We start from the raw sequence: 18,930 nt of genomic DNA, 5'->3' as shown, positions 1-18,930 counted from the left end.
TTAGTTATGTCATTTGATGGTTTATTTACAAGAGCAATGTCCCTGGAATTAAAAGAGCTGTTACTAGGAGGCAGAATTAATAAAGTTCAGCAGCCTTTTACAAATGAAATTATTTTATCTGTTCGTGCAAATGGAAAAAATCAAAAGTTGCTTTTATCTGCACATCCGAGCTATGCACGAGTTCAAATTACCGAGGAAACATATGAAAATCCGAAAGAGCCACCAATGTTTTGTATGCTTTTACGCAAGCATTTAGAAGGTTACTTTATAGAAGACATTTATCAGATAGACAATGAACGAATCATTGTTTTTGAGATTAGAGGAAGAAATGAAATTGGCGATACTTCCTATAAAAAACTGATGATTGAAATAATGGGACGACACAGCAATATTATTTTGATCGATCGCGACAAAAATACGATTTTAGATAGCATTAAACATATTTCCTATGCTGTTAATAGCCATAGAGCCATACTACCTGGCTATGAGTATAAGGCTCCACCAAAACAAGAAAAACAAGATCCTTATACAGCTACAGAGGAAGATGTTTTAAGAGCAATTGATTTTAATAGCGGAAAGTTGGACAAGCAGCTTGTACAGCAGTTCGCTGGATTCTCCCCTTTAGTTGCCAAAGAAATTTTCTATCATGCTGGCCTTGCGAACCGCGATACACTGCCAAAGGCTTTTCTTGCTATAATGGATCCAATAAAAAAAGGCAGCTATGCTCCTTCTATTATGGATACTCCCGAAAAAGAATATTTTTACTTTCTGCCAATAGAGCATGTGAAAGGTGAAATTAAAGCTTTCCCTACTTTAAGCAAAATGCTTGATCGATATTATTTCGGAAAAGCAGAACGGGATCGAGTAAAGCAACAAAGCAATGATTTAGAACGTTTCATTGTGAATGAACGGGATAAAAATAGCAAAAAGATTAAAAAGCTAGAACGTTCATTAATGGAAGCAGAGAACGCAGAGGAATATCAATTGCTTGGCGAACTCTTAACAGCAAATTTATATGCAGTTAAAAAAGGCATGTCAGAGGTAGAAGTTCTAAATTACTACGAAGAAGATGGGGTAATGATTAAGATTCCCCTTAATCCAAGACTATCTCCTTCTGAAAATGCGCAAAAATATTTTACGAAATATCAAAAGGCGAAAAACTCTATTGACATTATTAAGGAACAAATTCAACTAGCAGAACAAGAATACGAGTATTTTGAAACATTATACCAGCAAATTCTTGCTGCCTCACCGAAGGATATTCAAGAAATTCGTGAAGAGCTAGTAGAAGAAGGATACTTAAGAGAAAGGCAAAAAAAACAAACGAAAAAACAACAAAATGTAAAGCCAGTACTAGATTATTATTTATCTGATGATCAAACAGAGATTATCGTTGGCAAAAACAATAAACAAAATGATTATTTAACCAATCGTGTAGCTGCCAGGGATGAGATTTGGCTGCATACGAAGGATATCCCTGGATCCCATGTCGTTATCCGGAGCAAGGAACCTTCGGAGGAAACAATTCTACAAGCTGCCAAATTAGCCGCTTATTTCAGTAAAGCTCGCCAATCAAGTTCTGTTCCAGTGGATTATACCCTAGTCCGTCATGTGAAAAAGCCAAGTGGCGCAAAACCCGGTTTTGTAATCTATGATAATCAACAAACAGTTTATGTAACCCCAGATGAGGAAACTGTGATTCGGTTGAAAGCGAAATAAAAAACAAATCGCGAGAGGCAATGCTGCCTCTCGCGATTTGTTTTATTGGTTACACTGGTTTTAGTTTATGCATAAGGAAAATTCAGCTTGAAGGGTTGGCTTTTTGAGACTCTCATGCCTTTGATGAAGACCAGTTTTGTGTCTCCTCCTCTTCTTTTTTGTTTTCATCCACCTTATGAACACCATTTACCAACTAGTTATTTTCATTTATAGACTTTTATCCAAGCCCCAAAAAAACGACACTTTAGTTAACTAAAATGTCGTTATAAACATTATCCACTTACCACTTCTCTGGATTTTCCTTCCAAGCATTCAAGCTCGCTAAATCTCTTTCTTCAATATAGCCATTTTTCTGTGCTACTTCTAATAAGCTCGTATAATCTGTTAATGAGTATGCTGTAATTTCAGCCTCAGCAAGCAATTCTTTCCCCTTTGGCAATTCGTATGTAAAAATCGCAACAACCCCAAGTACATCACTGCCTGCTTCTCTTAAACTATTAACTGCTGTAATGACACTTCCCCCTGTTGAGATAAGATCTTCCACCACTACTACTTTTTGCCCTTTATCTACCTTGCCTTCAATCTGATTCCCTTTTCCGTGGGCTTTTGCTTTGGAACGTACATAGGCCATCGGCAAATCAAGAAGGTCACTTACCCAAGCTGCATGAGGAATACCTGCTGTTGCTGTCCCTGCCACAACTTCTGTTTCTGGAAATTTATCTTTGATTAAACTAGCTAATCCTGTTGCGATATTTTTACGCACCTTCGGATAGGACAAGGTTAAGCGATTATCACAATAGATTGGCGACTTTAATCCTGAAGACCAAGTAAACGGATCATTTGGCTGTAAAAAAACTGCTTTAATATCTAGTAATTGTTCGGCAATTTCATGTTTCATAACGTGATGCCCTCCCACTCGGATTTAAATAATGAATAGCTTTCATATGGATTTGCTGCTCTTGTAATCGAGCGACCAACAACAATTGCTGATACCCCATTTTCTCTCGCAATCTTAGGCGTTGCTACCCGAACTTGATCCTGTACTTCATCTGTTTTTAAACGAATGCCAGGCGTTACAGTTAAAAAGGTATCCCCTAATCTTTCACGAATTGCGAAAGCTTCTAAAGTGGAGCACACGACTCCATCCAGTCCAGCCTCTTTTGTTATCGTTGCATAGTGTAATACCGATTCATGTAAAGGAACTTGAATTAATTGCTCTTTTTGCATGCTCGCTTCAGAAGTACTTGTTAACTGAGTCACACCAATACATTTCGCTCGTTTCATGCCAGATGGTGTACCTGCTTCAAGCCCCTCCACTGCACGAGCCATCATGTCGATTCCACCAGCTGCATGAACATTCACTAAATCAACGCCTAAGCTAGCAATATTTTTCATCGCACTTCCAACTGTATTTGGAATATCATGTAGCTTTAAGTCTAGGAAAATTTGGTGATTTTGTTCCTTTAATTCCTGAATGATGCTTGGTCCTTCTTTATAAAATAGTTCCATACCTACTTTTAAAAACAACGATTCTCCGTTAAATCCTTTTAAAAAAGAATGTACCTCGTCCTTACTTGCAAAATCAAGCGCGATGATAAGCGAATTGTTCATGCTTTCCCCAGCTCCTTCCCGTTACTTCTGAAATATGTTCAAATCCGTATTTGTCTAATAGCTCAGGTAATTCATCTATTATTTTCGGGCAAATAAATGGATCTACGAAGTTTGCTGTACCAACTGCTACTGCACTTGCGCCTGCATAGAAAAACTCTAATACATCTTCAGCAGTGGATACTCCCCCCATTCCGATAATCGGTAGGTTTACTGCTTGACTTACTTCATAAATCATTCGGATTGCTACAGGCTTTACTGCAGGACCAGATAATCCTCCCGTTTTGTTGGCTAGGATTGGCTTGCCTGTTTTTAAATCAAGACGCATGCCAACAAGGGTGTTAATCATGGTAATCCCATCTGCTCCTCCAGCTTCTACCGCTTTTGCCATCTCGACAATATTCGTTACATTTGGTGAGAGCTTTACATATACAGGAACTTCTGACACTTCCTTCACCTTTTTCGTTAATTCCTTAGCAACTTCTGGAATTGTTCCAAAAGCAATGCCTCCTGTTTTTACATTCGGACAAGAAATGTTTAATTCTAGTGCCTTAACATTCGATGCTTTTGATATCTCTTTTGCAACAGCAACATAGTCCTCTTCCACCGATCCAGCAACATTTGCAATAATTGGTACATCGAATTGGCTAAGCCAAGGTAATTCTTCGCCAACCACTTTTTTTAGTCCAGGGTTTTGAAGACCAATGGCATTTAGCATCCCAGAAGTAGTCTCAGCTACTCTTGGTGTTGGGTTACCAAAGCGTGGTTCTACCGTAGTTGCTTTTATCATGATGGCACCGAGCTTGCTTAAATCATATAAGTTACTGTATTCCCGTCCAAATCCAAAACAGCCAGAAGCAGGCATGATTGGGTTTTTAAGCTCTAATCCAGGAAGCTTTACTTGAAGTCGGTTCATAGGACAACCTCCCCTGTTCTAAATACTGGTCCATCTGTACATACCTTTTTATAGCTGAATCCTGTCGGATCATCTGCTGTGTGACATACACATGCAAAGCATGCACCAATCCCACATCCCATTCTTTCTTCTAGAGAAATAAACACCTTTTTAGTAGGAAATGTTTTTTCTAGATTTTTAAGCATTGGCGTTGGTCCACAGGAGTACAATACGTCAAACTCCAGATTTTCTTGAAAAATAACGTCTGTGACAAAGCCTTGTGTACCATGACTACCATCTACTGTAGCGATATACGTATCCCCAAATGAGGCAAACTTTTCTTCATAAAATGCAACGGATTCTGTTTGAAAGCCTAATACAGCAACAACCTTTACCCCTTTTGCAACTAGTCGATTTGCTAATTCATATAAAGGTGGCACACCAATTCCTCCGCCTACTAATAAGGCTGTTTGCCCTGACTTGCTTGCTTCAACGGGGAATCCATTTCCTAATGGACCAAGAATATCAACTGCTTCCCCAGCTGTTTTTTGGGCAAGAAGCTTTGTGCCCGCTCCTTCAGCGCGGTAAATCATCGTAAATGTTTTACTTTCCTGATCAATCCGGCAAATACTAATGGGACGTCTTAATAAAGGTGTAGCATTATCACTTACTTTTATATGAACAAATTGACCTGGCTCGTTCATTTCAGAGACAAGCTCACCTGTTAAGGTGAGCTCCATAATATTTTCAGCTATTTCTTTCTGTTCGACTACTGTACAGATTTCGTTTTTGATCATACTAACACTGCCTCCGGTTGCGTTTTGCTTGGCTCCATTGCATCTGTAGAGAATGTCATCGATTCTACTACTCGAAGGATAGCCTCTGCTGTATCTAATGAAGTTAAGCATGGAATGCCATTTTCAACGGATTCACGTCTAATTCGGAATCCATCTCTTGCTGGCTGGCTTCCTTTGGAGAAAGTATTAATGACAAATTGTGCTTCCCCATTGCGGATTACATCTATTAATGTATGTCCTTCTCCACCGATTTTACCGACTACTTTTACTGGAATGTTATTGCTTTCAAGGTACTCTGCTGTTCCACTTGTTGCCATCAAGCTATAGCCGATATTCGTAAATCTTTTTGCAAGCTGTAAAGCCTCTTCCTTATCTTTATCCCCAATTGTCAAAAGAACCGTTCCAAATGTTTTTATCTTCATTCCTGAAGCAATTAAACCTTTATACAGTGCTTTTTCTAGAGTAATGTCTTTCCCCATTACTTCTCCCGTTGATTTCATCTCAGGGCCTAATGTGATATCGACTCTACGTAATTTTGCAAAAGAGAATACTGGGACCTTCACATACACACCAGACTTCTCTGCTACTAAGCCCGATTGATATCCCTGCTCTTTTAAGGAAGTACCCAAAATTACTTTTGTAGCGATTTTCGCCATTGGCACATTCGTAATTTTGCTTAAGAAAGGTACTGTTCTACTAGAGCGTGGATTTACCTCTAGTACGAATACTTCACCTTTGGAAACAACATATTGGATATTTAGTAAACCTACGATTTTTAAACCTTTTGCAAGTCTCGTTGTATAATCTACTAACGTTTGCTTAATTTCAGCAGACAAGCTTTGTGGTGGATAGACAGCGATCGAATCGCCTGAGTGTACTCCTGCACGTTCGATATGCTCCATAATTCCTGGAATGACAACATCAGTTCCATCACAGATTGCATCCACTTCAATTTCTTTCCCTGTTAAATAACGGTCAATTAAGATTGGTTGACCTGGACTTGCCTTAACCGCGTTTTCCATATATGGAATCAGCTCTTCTTCTTTATATACGATTTGCATTGCTCTTCCACCAAGTACGTAAGATGGTCTTACAAGTACTGGGTAGCCAATTGATTTTGCTACAACAATTGCATCTTCAACTGTTAATGCTGTTTTTCCGTCTGGCTGTGGAATTCCTAATTCTTGCAGACTTTGTTCAAACTTATCACGGTCCTCTGCGCGATCTAAGTCTTCAAGTGATGTTCCTAAAATTTTGACCCCACGCTCTGCTAGTGGGCCTGCTAGGTTAATGGCTGTTTGCCCCCCAAACTGAACCACTACTCCTTCAGGTTTCTCTAAATCGATGATATGCATTACATCTTCAATCGTCAGTGGTTCAAAGTAAAGTTTATCTGAAATACTAAAGTCTGTTGAAACCGTCTCTGGATTGTTATTAATGATAATTGCTTCATATCCAGCTTCTTTAATCGCCCATACAGAATGAACGGTTGCATAGTCAAACTCTATTCCTTGGCCAATGCGAATTGGTCCAGATCCAAGCACAACAATGCTTTTCTTCTCTGTTACAATCGATTCATTTTCCTCTTCATATGTTCCATAATAGTAAGGTGTTTCAGATTCAAACTCAGCCGCACAAGTATCAACCATTTTATAAACGGGCACAATGCCTTTTTCTTTTCTCCAGTTATATACTTCAAGCTCTGTTGTATTCCAAAGCTTTGCAAGTTGAATATCAGCAAATCCCTTTTCTTTCGCTTCTTTTACATATTCCTCATCAAATGGATGATTGATTAACTCTTTTTCGAACTTTATGATGCCTTCCAGTTTGAAAAGGAAGAATAGGTCAATCTTGCTCCACTCATGAATCGTTTCAATACTCACGCCACGATTAAGTGCTTCTGCTATATAAAATAATCTTTCGTCTCCGGCAACTCTTATTCGCTTTTCGAGTAATTCGTCGCTTGTTTCATCTGCTGCATTTAAGGAGAAATGATATACTTTTGCTTCAAGAGAGCGAATCGCTTTTAGTAAAGATTCTTCAAAAGTACGACCAATTGCCATTACTTCTCCCGTTGCTTTCATTTGTGTTCCTAAGTTACGTTTTGCTGATTCAAACTTATCGAAAGGAAAGCGTGGAATCTTACTTACTACATAATCAAGTGCTGGTTCAAAGCTTGCATAAGTTTTTCCTGTAACAGGATTCATCATCTCATCTAATGTTAAACCTACTGCGATTTTTGCCGCTAGCTTTGCAATCGGATAGCCAGTTGCTTTACTTGCAAGGGCAGATGAGCGACTCACTCTTGGGTTAACTTCAATAATATAATATTGGAAGCTATCTGGGTCTAATGCTAGCTGTACGTTACAGCCACCTTCAATTTTTAGTGCACGGATAATTTTTAAAGATGTATTTCTTAATAATTGATATTCACGGTCACTTAACGTCTGACTTGGTGCGACAACGATACTGTCACCTGTATGAATCCCAACTGGATCGATATTTTCCATGTTACATACTACAATCGCGTTATCATTGCTATCACGCATTACTTCATATTCGATTTCTTTAAAGCCTGCGATACTTTTCTCTAATAAACATTGCGTTACTGGGCTATTTTTCAAACCACTTGTTACAATTTCTTCTAACTCCTGATCATTATGGCAAATACCGCCGCCTGTTCCACCTAGTGTGAAAGCAGGACGAACGATTACTGGATATCCGATTCTCTCTACAAATGCTCTTGCTTCCTCCATATTATGGATGATATCACTATCTGGAACAGGTTCTCCTAATTCATTCATCAAGTTACGGAAAAGATCTCTATCTTCCGCTTGCTGAATCGCGGAGAGCTTCGTTCCAAGTACTTCTACTCCGCATTCTTCTAACACGCCTGCCTCTGATAGCTCGACTGCAAGATTTAAGCCAGTTTGCCCTCCTAATGTTGGCAAGATAGCATCTGGTCTTTCTTTGCGAATAATTCTGCTGACAAATTCAAGTGTTAATGGTTCAATGTACACTTTATCGGCCATTTCTGTATCTGTCATAATCGTTGCAGGGTTAGAATTTACAAGAATAACACGATAGCCTTCTTCCTTTAAAGCGATACATGCTTGCGCTCCTGCATAGTCAAATTCTGCTGCCTGCCCAATGATGATTGGTCCTGATCCGATTACTAATATACTTTTAATACTTTTAAGCTTTGACATATGCGGCACCTTCCTGTTTGTGAGATTGTATCATTTCCATAAAACGATCGAATAAATAGTTAGCATCCTCTGGTCCTGGTGAAGCTTCTGGATGGTATTGCACGGTAAATGCTGGGTATTCTTTATGCTGCAAGCCTTCGATTGTTCCATCATTTAAAGCAATATGTGTAACTTCTAAGTTTGTGTGATTAATAGATTCTTCTTCTACTGTATAGCCATGGTTTTGAGAAGTCAGACAAACCTTCCCTGTTAATAAATCCTTTACTGGGTGGTTTGATCCTCTATGACCAAACTTCATTTTCTCTGTGTTTGCCCCACTTGCAAGTGCGAACAATTGATGACCTAAGCAGATTCCAAACAGCGGCACTTGCCCAATAATTCCTTTAATTGCTTCAATAGACTCGGGCACATCCTTTGGATCCCCAGGTCCGTTCGATAGCATCACGCCATCTGGACTTAAATTTAGAATATCTTCTGCCGTTGTATTATATGGAACGACGATTACATCACAATCTCGTTTATTTAATTCTCGTAAAATTCCATGCTTCATTCCATAGTCTACTAACACAACGCGACTTCCACGGCCAGGACTTGGATAAGGTTTTCTTGTAGAAACTTGCTTTACTTGATCTGTACTTAACGTAATCCCTTTTAATTTTGCAATTACTTCCTCTGCATTTTCCTCGATGCTGCAAATCGCACCCTTTAAAGTTCCATATTGGCGGATAATGCGCGTTAATTTTCTTGTATCAATTCCCGCTATTCCTGGGATATTCTTTTGTTTGAAATATTTGTCTAATGAAAGCTCGTTACGCCAGTTTGAAGGAAAATCACACACTTCTTTTACAATAAATCCATGAATGGCTGGCGTTATCGATTCAAAATCATCTCGATTGATGCCATAATTTCCTACTAACGGATACGTAAGTGTGACAATTTGTCCACAGTAGGATGGATCGGATAGAATTTCCTGATAGCCTGTCATTCCTGTGTTAAATACTACTTCACCAAATTTTTCTGTATCGGCACCGAAGCCTTTTCCGATAAATACCGTGCCATCTTCTAGAATTAATTGTTTTTTCATGCGTGTACACTTTCCTTTCTCCAAGCAATCTTCCCACCAACAATTGTTGCAGCCGGCCAGCCCTGACATTCCCAACCAGCAAACGGGGTATTTCTTCCTTTTGATAAAAATGTTTCTGGGTCAATTTTATTTGTTTCTTCTAAATCAAGAATGACGATATCTGCAGTTTTTCCTGCTTCTAAAGTTCCAGCATCCAATTTAAAGCTTTGAGCTGGTTTTATTGTTAGATAATCTATTAATTGTTGTAATGTCATCACCCCTGTTTTTACAAAGTTCGTATAAAGAAGAGGAAATGCTGTTTCTAAACCGACAATTCCAAATGGTGCAAGCTGCATCGACTGCGCCTTTTCTTCTGCTGTATGCGGTGCATGGTCTGTTGCAATAAAATCAATTGTTCCATCTAACAATCCTTCAAGTAAGCTTTTTCGATCCTCTGTTCCTCTTAAAGGAGGATTCATTTTATAATTCGTATCAAGAGAAGGAATATCTGTATCTGCTAATAGTAAGTGATGTGGCGACACCTCTGCTGTAACTCTAATTCCAGCTTTTTTTGCATCTCTTACAACGCGCACTGATTCTTTTGTACTGATATGGCATACATGATAATGACAGCCTGTCGCTTCTGCTAAAAGAACGTCTCTTGCTATTTGGACTGATTCACAAACACTTGGAATTCCATTTAAACCTTTCGCCTTTGAAAATTCTCCTTCGTGCACACAGCCTTTATTGATAAGGCTATTATCTTCACAGTGAGCGACAATTGCCATATCTAATGCAGCCGCTTGCTTCATCGCCTCGAGCATTTGACCTGCTTCTTGGATTCCAACACCATCATCTGTAAAAGCAAATGCTCCTAATTCTTTTAGTGCTTTAAAATCAGTAAGTTCAGTCCCTAATTGTCTAATTGTAATGGATGCATACGGTAAGACATTTACATTTGCCGTATTTCGAATTCTTTCATTTAAATTATGTAAATTTTCAACTGTGTCAGGAACAGGTCTTGTGTTTGGCATATTGGCAATCGTTGTAAATCCACCTCGTGCTGCTGCCATCGTCCCTGTTGCAATCGTTTCTTTCTTTTCGCCGCCTGGCTCTCTTAAATGAACATGTAGGTCAATAAATCCTGGCGCCACAACTTTTCCAGCAGCATCAATCACTTCATCTGCATTTGAAGTTATTTCCTTTGCAATCGTCTTAATTGCTCCATTTTCAATCAAGATGTCCTTCTGTTCTAATTCCCCTGTAGTATTAAGCAACTGGCCATTTTTGATAAGTATTGACATGTTCATTTCTCCCTCCGATATTTTCTAATGATCTTTTTAGCACACTCATGCGAATAAACACACCATTTTCCATTTGCTTAAAAATTCTCGAGCGTTCGCATTCAACCAATTCATCAGCAATTTCTACATCTCTGTTTACAGGTGCAGGGTGCATGATGATGCTTCCTGGCTTCATTTTTCTTTCTCTTTCTACTGTTAATCCATATAGTCTGTGGTAGCTTTCTTTGTCAAAAGCAGCTCTTTCATCTCCATGTCTTTCATGTTGGACACGTAGCAGCATGACAACATCGGATGTTTCAATCGCTGTATCAATATCTTCATAATTTGCATCTTGTAGGACTGTTTCATCAAACCATTCTCTTGGTCCAGAGAAAACGACATCTGCCCCCAGTCGTGTTAGGGCATCTGCATTTGATCTTGCTACTCGGCTGTGGCTGATATCACCAATAATACTTACTTTTAAGCCATTGAAGCGTTGGAATTCCTGCTGTATCGTCAGAAGGTCTAGTAGAGATTGTGTAGGATGATGACCACAGCCATCTCCTGCATTAATGACTGGTATGTTTACCTTCCCTACTAATTCATCAAAGTAATGATCCTTTTCATGTCTTATAACAATAGCATTTACTCCTACTGATTCCAGCGTTCGAACAGTATCATATAATGTTTCTCCTTTAACAACACTTGAGGTTGTCGTTTCAAATGGGATTACCTCAAGTCCTAACTTTCTCTCCGCTACTTCAAAGCTGCATTTTGTTCTTGTGCTAGCTTCGAAAAAAAGGTTTGCCACAAAGCTTTGATTTGCCGGTCTCCAAGTTTCTCCATTAGCAAATCTTTGTGCATCTCTTAAGATTTCTTTAATCTCTGTAACGGTTAACTCAGTCGTAGTTAATAAGTTTTCCATGATACTACCTCCCGTTATTTGCTGCTTTTAACTTAGCCCGCAGGCTAAAATACACTTCGCTTTCCGTGGGGCGAGCGGTGTCTACGTGTATTTTAGACTGCTCAGTAATTCTCTAATCCCCTAAAAAAAACCACCCTAACAACTCGTTAGGGCGGCAAAAATCATGATTTTCCATAGATTTAGGCAAAGTGAACCTAGCACATACAATCTATGCATCATTTTTGACACCCTTATAAGTCTCTCTGTACTTGTTTAAAAGGTGTTATTATTTAGTTTCGTCTACTGCGATTGGTTCTTCGAATAAATCGTCCTTTGCTTTTTCTCTACCTGGCAATACTAAATTTAAGATAATGCCTAGGATTGCGGCAAAAGCCATTCCTTCTAGTTTAAAATTTTCTCCCATATGAATGGAGAAGCCTCCAATTCCTGTTACAAGGATAACGGATGCAATCACTAAATTGCGATTTTTATTAAAATCAATCTTTGCTTCTACAATAATTCTTAATCCAGAGGAAGCGATAATTCCGAATAGAAGGATGGAAACTCCCCCCATTACCGGCGTGGGGATGGATTGAATTAATGCTGCGATTTTTCCAATAAATCCAAACCCTATTGCAAGTACTGCAGCTCCTGCTAATACATAAACGCTGTATACTCTTGTGATTGCTAATACTCCAATATTTTCGCCATATGTTGTTTTTGCAGGACCTCCCATTAAAGCGGAAAGAATAGTTGCTGTTCCATCTCCCAAAATACTTCTATGCAATCCAGGATCTTTAATATAATCTTTACCAACAACTTTACTTAACACTAGCTGATGACCGATATGCTCTGTTAATGTAACAATTGCGACCGGTACAAAAATAGTTAGTAGCGCAAGATTAATTGTTACAGGATAATCTACAAACGGGAAGATAAAATCTGGCATTGCAAACCATTTTGCATCTAGCACTTCTTGGAAGTTAACAACACCTACTAGCAAGGCATATACGTAACCTACAACGATTCCTGCTAAGATTGGGATAAAGCTAAATACTCCCTTGCCAAACATGGTGAAAAGTATTGTTGCTAGTAAGGTTACTAGCGCAACAGAGATATAAAGCAAACTATATTCTTGATTCTCACTGCCATTATTTACATACATTGCTTGCCCTACTGCTGTGGAAGCTAATGCTAGCCCGATAACCATGATTACTGGTCCAACAACAATCGGCGGTAGGATATTCATAATCCAACGATAACCAGCTTTTTTGATGATTAAGGAAACGATGCCGTATACAATCCCGGCTATAAATGTTCCAATCATGGCTGCCCCTATACCTCCACCAGGCATTGTCTTTGCTGCAATTACCGGTGCGATAAAGGCGAAGGATGATCCTAAGTAGGCCGGAACCTTAAATTGCGTAATGATTAAGAATGCGAGTGTACCTACACCACTTGAGACTAAAGCAACCGCAGGGCTCATTTCTATTAAGAATGGTACTAACACTGTTGCACCAAACATAGCGAATAAATGCTGTAAGCTTAACGTTACCCACTGAAGGGCACTTGGTTTATCTTTAATTCCTAATAAGGGTTTTGATTCGTTCATTGCTGTCTCCTCTTTCTGTTTAAAAAAATTACTTGTATAATTGCTATTAATATCCCCTATTACATAAATAAAACCCCTTTTCAGCGCAGCTGAAAAGGGGTTTTATACAGGCTTAAAGAAACCTGACGAAAAAAACTCCCCTTCTCAGCCTCACAGGACTGCTATTAAAAGGGCTCTATTTAATTTTCAAAAATATTCACTTCATCATATCCATCCACTTCAGTAAGTTCTACCACAATTTTCTCCGAGCTGGAGGTAGGAATGTTTTTCCCGACATAATCTGCTCTTATTGGCAGTTCTCTATGTCCTCTGTCTACTAGGACCGCAAGCTGTATGGATGCTGGTCTTCCCATATCCATTAGTGCATCCATGCCGGCACGAACAGTTCTTCCTGTATACAAGACATCATCTACTAGGATGACCTTTAATCCTTGTATATCTTTCGGGATATCTGAGCCTTTTACTAATGGCTCCTCATTTTTCGTCTTTTTTGATAAATCATCTCGGTATAAAGTAATATCCAATTCACCAACTTCAATTGGCTTTCCTTCAATTTGAGCAATTTTCTCTGCAAGGCGATTTGCGATGTATATACCTCTTGTTCTTATTCCAACAAGAATACAATTCTCAATCCCTTTATTTTTCTCGATGATTTCATGAGCAATTCTTGTTAATGCTCGTCTTATTGCTTGATCGTCTAGTACAAGTGCCTTTTGTGACATCTCGCTCACCATCCATGCTGTGATTCAATCATATTTTCTAAAAAAAAAATCCTCTCACCCTTTTGGATGAGAGGATAGACGTATACCAATATAGCTATTGCTTAAAATAGCTAGGATCCGTTTCCTTCTCAACCTCACGGGATTGATTTAAAGGACTTATTCAACTAACGTTATCTTAATATAAAATTAAAAGCGTGTCAACGATTATTTCGTAATGTATCTAGAATATTCTCATAGTCTTTAGGAAGTGGTGCTTCAAACTCTAAATATTCCCCTGTGCGCGGATGTTCAAATCCTAGAATTCCTGCATGCAGTGCCTGACCGCCGATATCCAATGTTTTTCTTGGGCCATATTTAGGATCTCCTACAAGTGGATAGCCAATATACTTCATATGCACGCGGATTTGATGGGTGCGTCCTGTCTCTAATTGGCATTCGATAAACGTGTATCCATCCATTCTTTCTAACACATGGAAATGAGTAACAGCATGCTTGCCCTTATCTATAACCGTCATACTTTGTCTATCTTTCGTATCACGGCCAATCGGGGCCTCAACCGTTCCATAATCATGGGGGATAGAACCATGTACCAATGCTTTATATTTTCTCGTTACTGTTTTTGCTACTAATTGATTAACAAGACTCTCATGTGCAGCATCATTTTTTGCAACCATTAATAGTCCAGATGTATCTTTATCGATTCGATGAACAATTCCTGGTCTCATCACGCCATTTATACCGGAAAGATCTTTACAATGAGCCATCAAGCCATTTACTAATGTACCTGTCACATGTCCAGGAGCTGGGTGCACAACCATTCCTTTTGGTTTATTCACTACGATGACATCACTATCTTCATAATAAATATCTAAATCCATTTCCTCTGCTTCTACATCTAGTTCGATTGCTTCTGGTACTTCAATTGTAACTAAATCATTTAAAACACCTTTATACTTTGTTTTAACCGTTTGCCCATTAACTGTAACATGACCGTCTTTTATCCACGCTTGAACCTGTGTTCTCGACCAATCACTGTTAATCATTGAAACGATTTTGTCGATCCGTTCATTTACTTGCTCACTTTGAATGATATGTTCCTTTTTTTCCATGTTTCTTCTCCTTCTTTGCGTCTCTATCCTCCTTCAGCATAACTAGGATTAATAAAATAACGCCAATTACTAAAGATGAGTCTGCAATATTAAATATTGGGAAATCATAATTAAAGATATACGTATTGATAAAGTCTACTACATATTGATGGCGCGCGCGGTCAATAAAATTGCCGATTGCCCCCCCTAAAATAAGACCAAGAGAAACACCATAAAGAATTTTCCCTTTCGTACCTGTCTGAATTAAATAAATCAATCCAATTACAACGATAACAGTGATAATATAGAAGAACACCATTTGATTCTCAAGCATTCCCCAAGCTGCACCACTATTACGATGGGATGTCAGATAGAAAAAATCTTTTATTACTTCGATACTTTCTCCTAGTTCCATATTTTTTACAACTAACCATTTCGTCCATTGATCAAGAATAATAATTATAGCTGCAATTATGTAATAAAACACTAAAGTTTCCTCCAATTCTCGAGTCTCCTTTAGCATTTTAGCATAAACCAGTTGAAAACGATAGCTTGGTTCATTATTTTAAATGGCTGTTTTCGTAAAGTACCCCTTTTTGAATAAAAGCTATTCTCTTAATGAATGGACTTTCTATAATAGGATTGAATGCTATTTATATCCTCTTTCGTTCGAATCGTTGGAATCATTTCCAGCAAATCAACAGGAAGTAACTCTCCTGACATTTCGCACATTCCGAAATTGCCATTTTCTAGTTTTTGCATGGTTTCTTCTACATCTTTTAATTCCTCTTCAATATATTTATTAATTTTCGAGTCTCTTTTAACCCTTAATGTCGTTGCTAATTCGATTTGTGTTATACGGAGTTCTGTATAAAGCTTTTCAATAGTTGAATTCAATTCCATTACCTCCGTTTCTTTAATTATCTTTAGCATTTCCATTGAAGAATACATAAACCGATTAAAGATTTAACAGCCATAACAACTATTAACGGAGGTGGAAGTATTTCTCTTTCTTACCTATGTATAAAAAACTCCACCAGCATCAAGATAATAGACAGACATAACTTTCTCACTATGTAATTATATATTCTTCTTTTCCTTTCCCAATAAAAGGCTTTTACAAAACTTTTTTCCTTGCATTTTTTCTTTGTTTTAAATTATCTTTTAAACACACAAAAAAACCGACAAACTATTGAAAGTTTATCGGTTTTTAAAATTTATCTCTTAATAATTTTCTTCTACTACATGTGCACATCTTTCACATAATGTTGGATGAGCTTCGACTGTGCCAATGTCTGTTGTAACAGTCCAGCATCTTTCACATGTTTCACCGTCTGCTTTTGCTACAACTATTGCAGCATTTTCTAGCTTTAGTGCCTCTTCTGGTGCATTATCATATTTCCCAGCAATTTCAAAACCTGATACGATAAATAATTGCTGTAAGTTTTCTTGAATAGAATTTAGTAGTGTATCTACTTCTTCATTCACATACAGTGTTACTTTCGCAGCAAGGGATTTACCGATGACTTTTTGGTTACGTGCTTCTTCTAATGCTTTAAGCACATCGTCACGTACAGCCAAGAATTTATTCCACTTTTCTTCTACTGCATCACTATTTTCATACACAGTAGATTCAGGGAAATCAGTCAACTGGACACTTTCTTCCTTTACAGAAGAAATATGATCCCAAACTTCGTCAGCAGTATGTGGTAAGATTGGCGCAACTAACTTTGTTAAGCTGATTAAACTTTCATAAAGAACTGTTTGAATAGCTCTTCTTTCTTTGTTATTTGTTGCTTCAATATAAAGGACATCTTTTGAGAAATCAAGATAGAATGCACTTAAATCCAATGTACAGAAATTATTAATATTATGATAAATAGTAGAGAATTCATATTTATCATAGGATTCTGTCACCGTTTTAATGAGCTTATTTAGCTTGATCATCATAAATTGATCCACTTCACGTAATTCCTCATAAGAAAGAGCATCTGTTTCTGGGTTAAAATCAGCAAGGTTTCCTAATAAGAAACGGAAAGTATTTCTGATTTTACGATATCCTTCTGTTACTTGTTTTAAAATAGCATCAGATACACGTACATCTGCTTGGAAGTCTACAGATGCTACCCATAAGCGTAAAATATCTGCACCTAATTGGTTCATTACTTTTGCAGGTATCATGACATTCCCTAATGATTTACTCATTTTGCGTCCTTCTCCATCTAATACGAATCCATGGCTTAAAACAGCCTTATAAGGCGCCTTTCCAGTTACTGCAACACTTGTAGATAGGGAAGAGTTAAACCAACCACGATATTGGTCAGAACCTTCTAGATATAAATCAGCAGGACGTTGCAGATCCTCTCTTTCTAACAATACAGCTTGATGAGAAGAACCAGAATCAAACCAAACATCCATAATATCTGTTTCTTTCGTAAATTCCCCATTTGGGCTGCCTGGATGTGTAAATCCTTCAGGCAATAATTCCTTAGCTGACTTTTCAAACCAAATATTGGAACCATTTTCTCTAAATAAATTCGAGATATGCTCAATTGTTTCATCAGTAATAATACTGTCACCATTTTCTGCATAGAATACAGGAATTGGCACACCCCAAGCACGTTGTCGAGAAATACACCAGTCCCCGCGATCACGAACCATATTATACAATCTAGTTTCGCCCCATGCAGGTACCCATTGTGTTTCTTTAATTGCATCTAATAGATCATTTCTAAAGTCTTTAATAGAAGCAAACCATTGTGCTGTCGCTCGGAAAATAACTGGTTTTTTCGTTCTCCAGTCATGTGGATAAGAGTGTGTGATAAATTGAAGCTTTAATAATGCGCCAACTTCTTCAAGCTTTTCTGTAATTGGCTTATTTGCTTTATCATAGAATAACCCTTCAAATCCAGGTGCCTCTTCTGTCATAACCCCTTTATCATCGACAGGACAAAGAACTTCTAATCCATATTTTTGACCAACTAGGAAGTCATCTTCCCCGTGTCCTGGTGCTGTATGAACACATCCAGTACCAGCATCTGTTGTTACATGCTCCCCTAGCATTACTAAAGAATCACGTCCATAAATTGGATGAGCTGCTAAAATGTTCTCGAGCTCTGCACCTTTTACTTCTTGAACAACATTCGCCTCTTCCCAACCAATCTCTGTTTTAACGCTTTCTAATAAATCTTGTGCAACAAGATACTTGCTTCCTTTTTCCTCGACGACTACATACGTCAAAGTAGGATGAACAGAAATACCTAAGTTTGCAGGAATAGTCCAAGGTGTAGTTGTCCAAATAACAATTTGTACATCACTTGCCAATACTCCTTTTCCATCCTTCACTTTGAATCCAACATATATGGATGGAGACTTTTTGTCTTTATATTCAATTTCTGCTTCTGCAAGAGCTGATTCACTTGTTGGAGACCAATAAACTGGTTTTTTGCCTTTATAGATATAGCCTTTTTTCGCCATTTCTCCAAACACTTTTATTTGTTGTGCTTCATAGGCAGGCTTTAGCGTTATATATGGGTTCTCCCAATCACCACGAACACCTAAGCGCTTAAACTGTTCTCTTTGACTGTCAATTTGTTCTAAAGCATATTCTTCACATAACTTACGGAATTCTGCAACGGTCATTTCTTTACGTTTAACGCCTTTATTCGTTAAAGCTTGTTCAATAGGAAGTCCATGTGTATCCCAACCAGGCACATATGGTGCTTGAAAGCCTGTCATGGATTTATAACGAACAATAAAGTCTTTTAAAATTTTATTCAGCGCATGTCCAATATGTATATCACCGTTTGCATATGGTGGGCCATCATGAAGAACAAACATTGGACGTCCTTTTGTACGGTCTTGAACTTTTTCGTAAATATTCATTTCTTTCCATTTCGCTTGCATATCAGGCTCGCGATTTGGTAAATTCCCTCTCATCGGAAAGGCTGTTTTTGGCATCAGCAACGTATCTTTATATTCCATTTTCTTCCTCCAACATTATTATCTTTTTTTCATCATGTATGCAAGC

The 18,930-nt window shown here is 38.1% G+C and carries 15 protein-coding genes; 1 reads left to right on the top strand and 14 read right to left on the bottom strand.

The features are described 5' to 3' along the window. The first annotated feature begins 6 nt into the window (after positions 1–6). Positions 7–1,719, top strand: coding sequence for an Rqc2 family fibronectin-binding protein (locus ACWNMZ_RS11435; protein ID WP_031534356.1), 1,713 nt, complete (start codon positions 7–9; stop codon positions 1,717–1,719). 280 nt (positions 1,720–1,999) lie between these two features. On the opposite strand, the gene pyrE is transcribed toward ACWNMZ_RS11435, so the two are convergent. From pyrE to ileS, 14 genes are all read right to left on the bottom strand, one after another. After that, a complete protein-coding gene (gene pyrE / locus ACWNMZ_RS11430) occupies positions 2,000–2,617 on the bottom strand; it encodes an orotate phosphoribosyltransferase (protein WP_031534354.1) in 618 nt (205 codons plus the stop codon). Then, positions 2,614–3,330, bottom strand: a complete 717-nt coding sequence (pyrF, locus tag ACWNMZ_RS11425; protein ID WP_235251046.1) for an orotidine-5'-phosphate decarboxylase — start codon at positions 3,328–3,330, stop codon at positions 2,614–2,616. Before pyrF ends, pyrE begins: the two co-directional genes overlap by 4 nt. Then, on the bottom strand, positions 3,302–4,243 hold the full coding sequence (locus ACWNMZ_RS11420; RefSeq protein ID WP_235251055.1) for a dihydroorotate dehydrogenase: 942 nt from the start codon (positions 4,241–4,243) through the stop codon (positions 3,302–3,304). The genes pyrF and ACWNMZ_RS11420 overlap by 29 nt, the downstream gene beginning before the upstream one ends. Next, positions 4,240–5,019 (bottom strand): dihydroorotate dehydrogenase electron transfer subunit, encoded by a 780-nt coding sequence (locus ACWNMZ_RS11415; protein WP_031534348.1) that lies wholly within the window; start codon positions 5,017–5,019, stop codon positions 4,240–4,242. Before ACWNMZ_RS11415 ends, ACWNMZ_RS11420 begins: the two co-directional genes overlap by 4 nt. Next, positions 5,016–8,228: a carbamoyl-phosphate synthase large subunit gene (carB, locus tag ACWNMZ_RS11410; protein ID WP_235251061.1), complete on the bottom strand. Its 3,213-nt coding sequence runs from the start codon at positions 8,226–8,228 to the stop codon at positions 5,016–5,018. The genes ACWNMZ_RS11415 and carB overlap by 4 nt, the downstream gene beginning before the upstream one ends. After that, on the bottom strand, positions 8,215–9,312 hold the full coding sequence (locus tag ACWNMZ_RS11405; RefSeq protein ID WP_285846349.1) for a carbamoyl phosphate synthase small subunit: 1,098 nt from the start codon (positions 9,310–9,312) through the stop codon (positions 8,215–8,217). The genes carB and ACWNMZ_RS11405 overlap by 14 nt, the downstream gene beginning before the upstream one ends. Then, a complete protein-coding gene (locus ACWNMZ_RS11400) occupies positions 9,309–10,595 on the bottom strand; it encodes a dihydroorotase (protein WP_251627398.1) in 1,287 nt (428 codons plus the stop codon). Before ACWNMZ_RS11400 ends, ACWNMZ_RS11405 begins: the two co-directional genes overlap by 4 nt. Further along, a complete protein-coding gene (locus ACWNMZ_RS11395) occupies positions 10,561–11,499 on the bottom strand; it encodes an aspartate carbamoyltransferase catalytic subunit (protein WP_235251064.1) in 939 nt (312 codons plus the stop codon). The genes ACWNMZ_RS11400 and ACWNMZ_RS11395 overlap by 35 nt, the downstream gene beginning before the upstream one ends. 265 nt (positions 11,500–11,764) lie before the next feature. Then, positions 11,765–13,090 (bottom strand): solute carrier family 23 protein, encoded by a 1,326-nt coding sequence (locus ACWNMZ_RS11390; protein WP_031534338.1) that lies wholly within the window; start codon positions 13,088–13,090, stop codon positions 11,765–11,767. 179 nt (positions 13,091–13,269) lie between these two features. Then, positions 13,270–13,812: a bifunctional pyr operon transcriptional regulator/uracil phosphoribosyltransferase PyrR gene (gene pyrR / locus ACWNMZ_RS11385; protein WP_031534336.1), complete on the bottom strand. Its 543-nt coding sequence runs from the start codon at positions 13,810–13,812 to the stop codon at positions 13,270–13,272. Between the two features lie 197 nt (positions 13,813–14,009). Beyond that, a complete protein-coding gene (locus tag ACWNMZ_RS11380; protein WP_031534334.1) occupies positions 14,010–14,921 on the bottom strand; it encodes an RluA family pseudouridine synthase in 912 nt (303 codons plus the stop codon). Further along, a complete protein-coding gene (gene lspA, locus ACWNMZ_RS11375) occupies positions 14,890–15,423 on the bottom strand; it encodes a signal peptidase II (protein WP_081836525.1) in 534 nt (177 codons plus the stop codon). Before lspA ends, ACWNMZ_RS11380 begins: the two co-directional genes overlap by 32 nt. A gap of 92 nt (positions 15,424–15,515) precedes the next feature. Next, on the bottom strand, positions 15,516–15,797 hold the full coding sequence (locus ACWNMZ_RS11370) for a hypothetical protein (protein ID WP_031534331.1): 282 nt from the start codon (positions 15,795–15,797) through the stop codon (positions 15,516–15,518). A 327-nt stretch (positions 15,798–16,124) separates the two neighbouring features. Beyond that, positions 16,125–18,884, bottom strand: a complete 2,760-nt coding sequence (ileS, locus tag ACWNMZ_RS11365; RefSeq protein WP_251627342.1) for an isoleucine--tRNA ligase — start codon at positions 18,882–18,884, stop codon at positions 16,125–16,127. Between the last annotated feature and the right edge of the window lie 46 nt (positions 18,885–18,930).

The organism is Niallia sp. Marseille-Q9988 (assembly GCF_976954375.1).
This window is presented reverse-complemented; position numbering and strand designations above follow the sequence as displayed.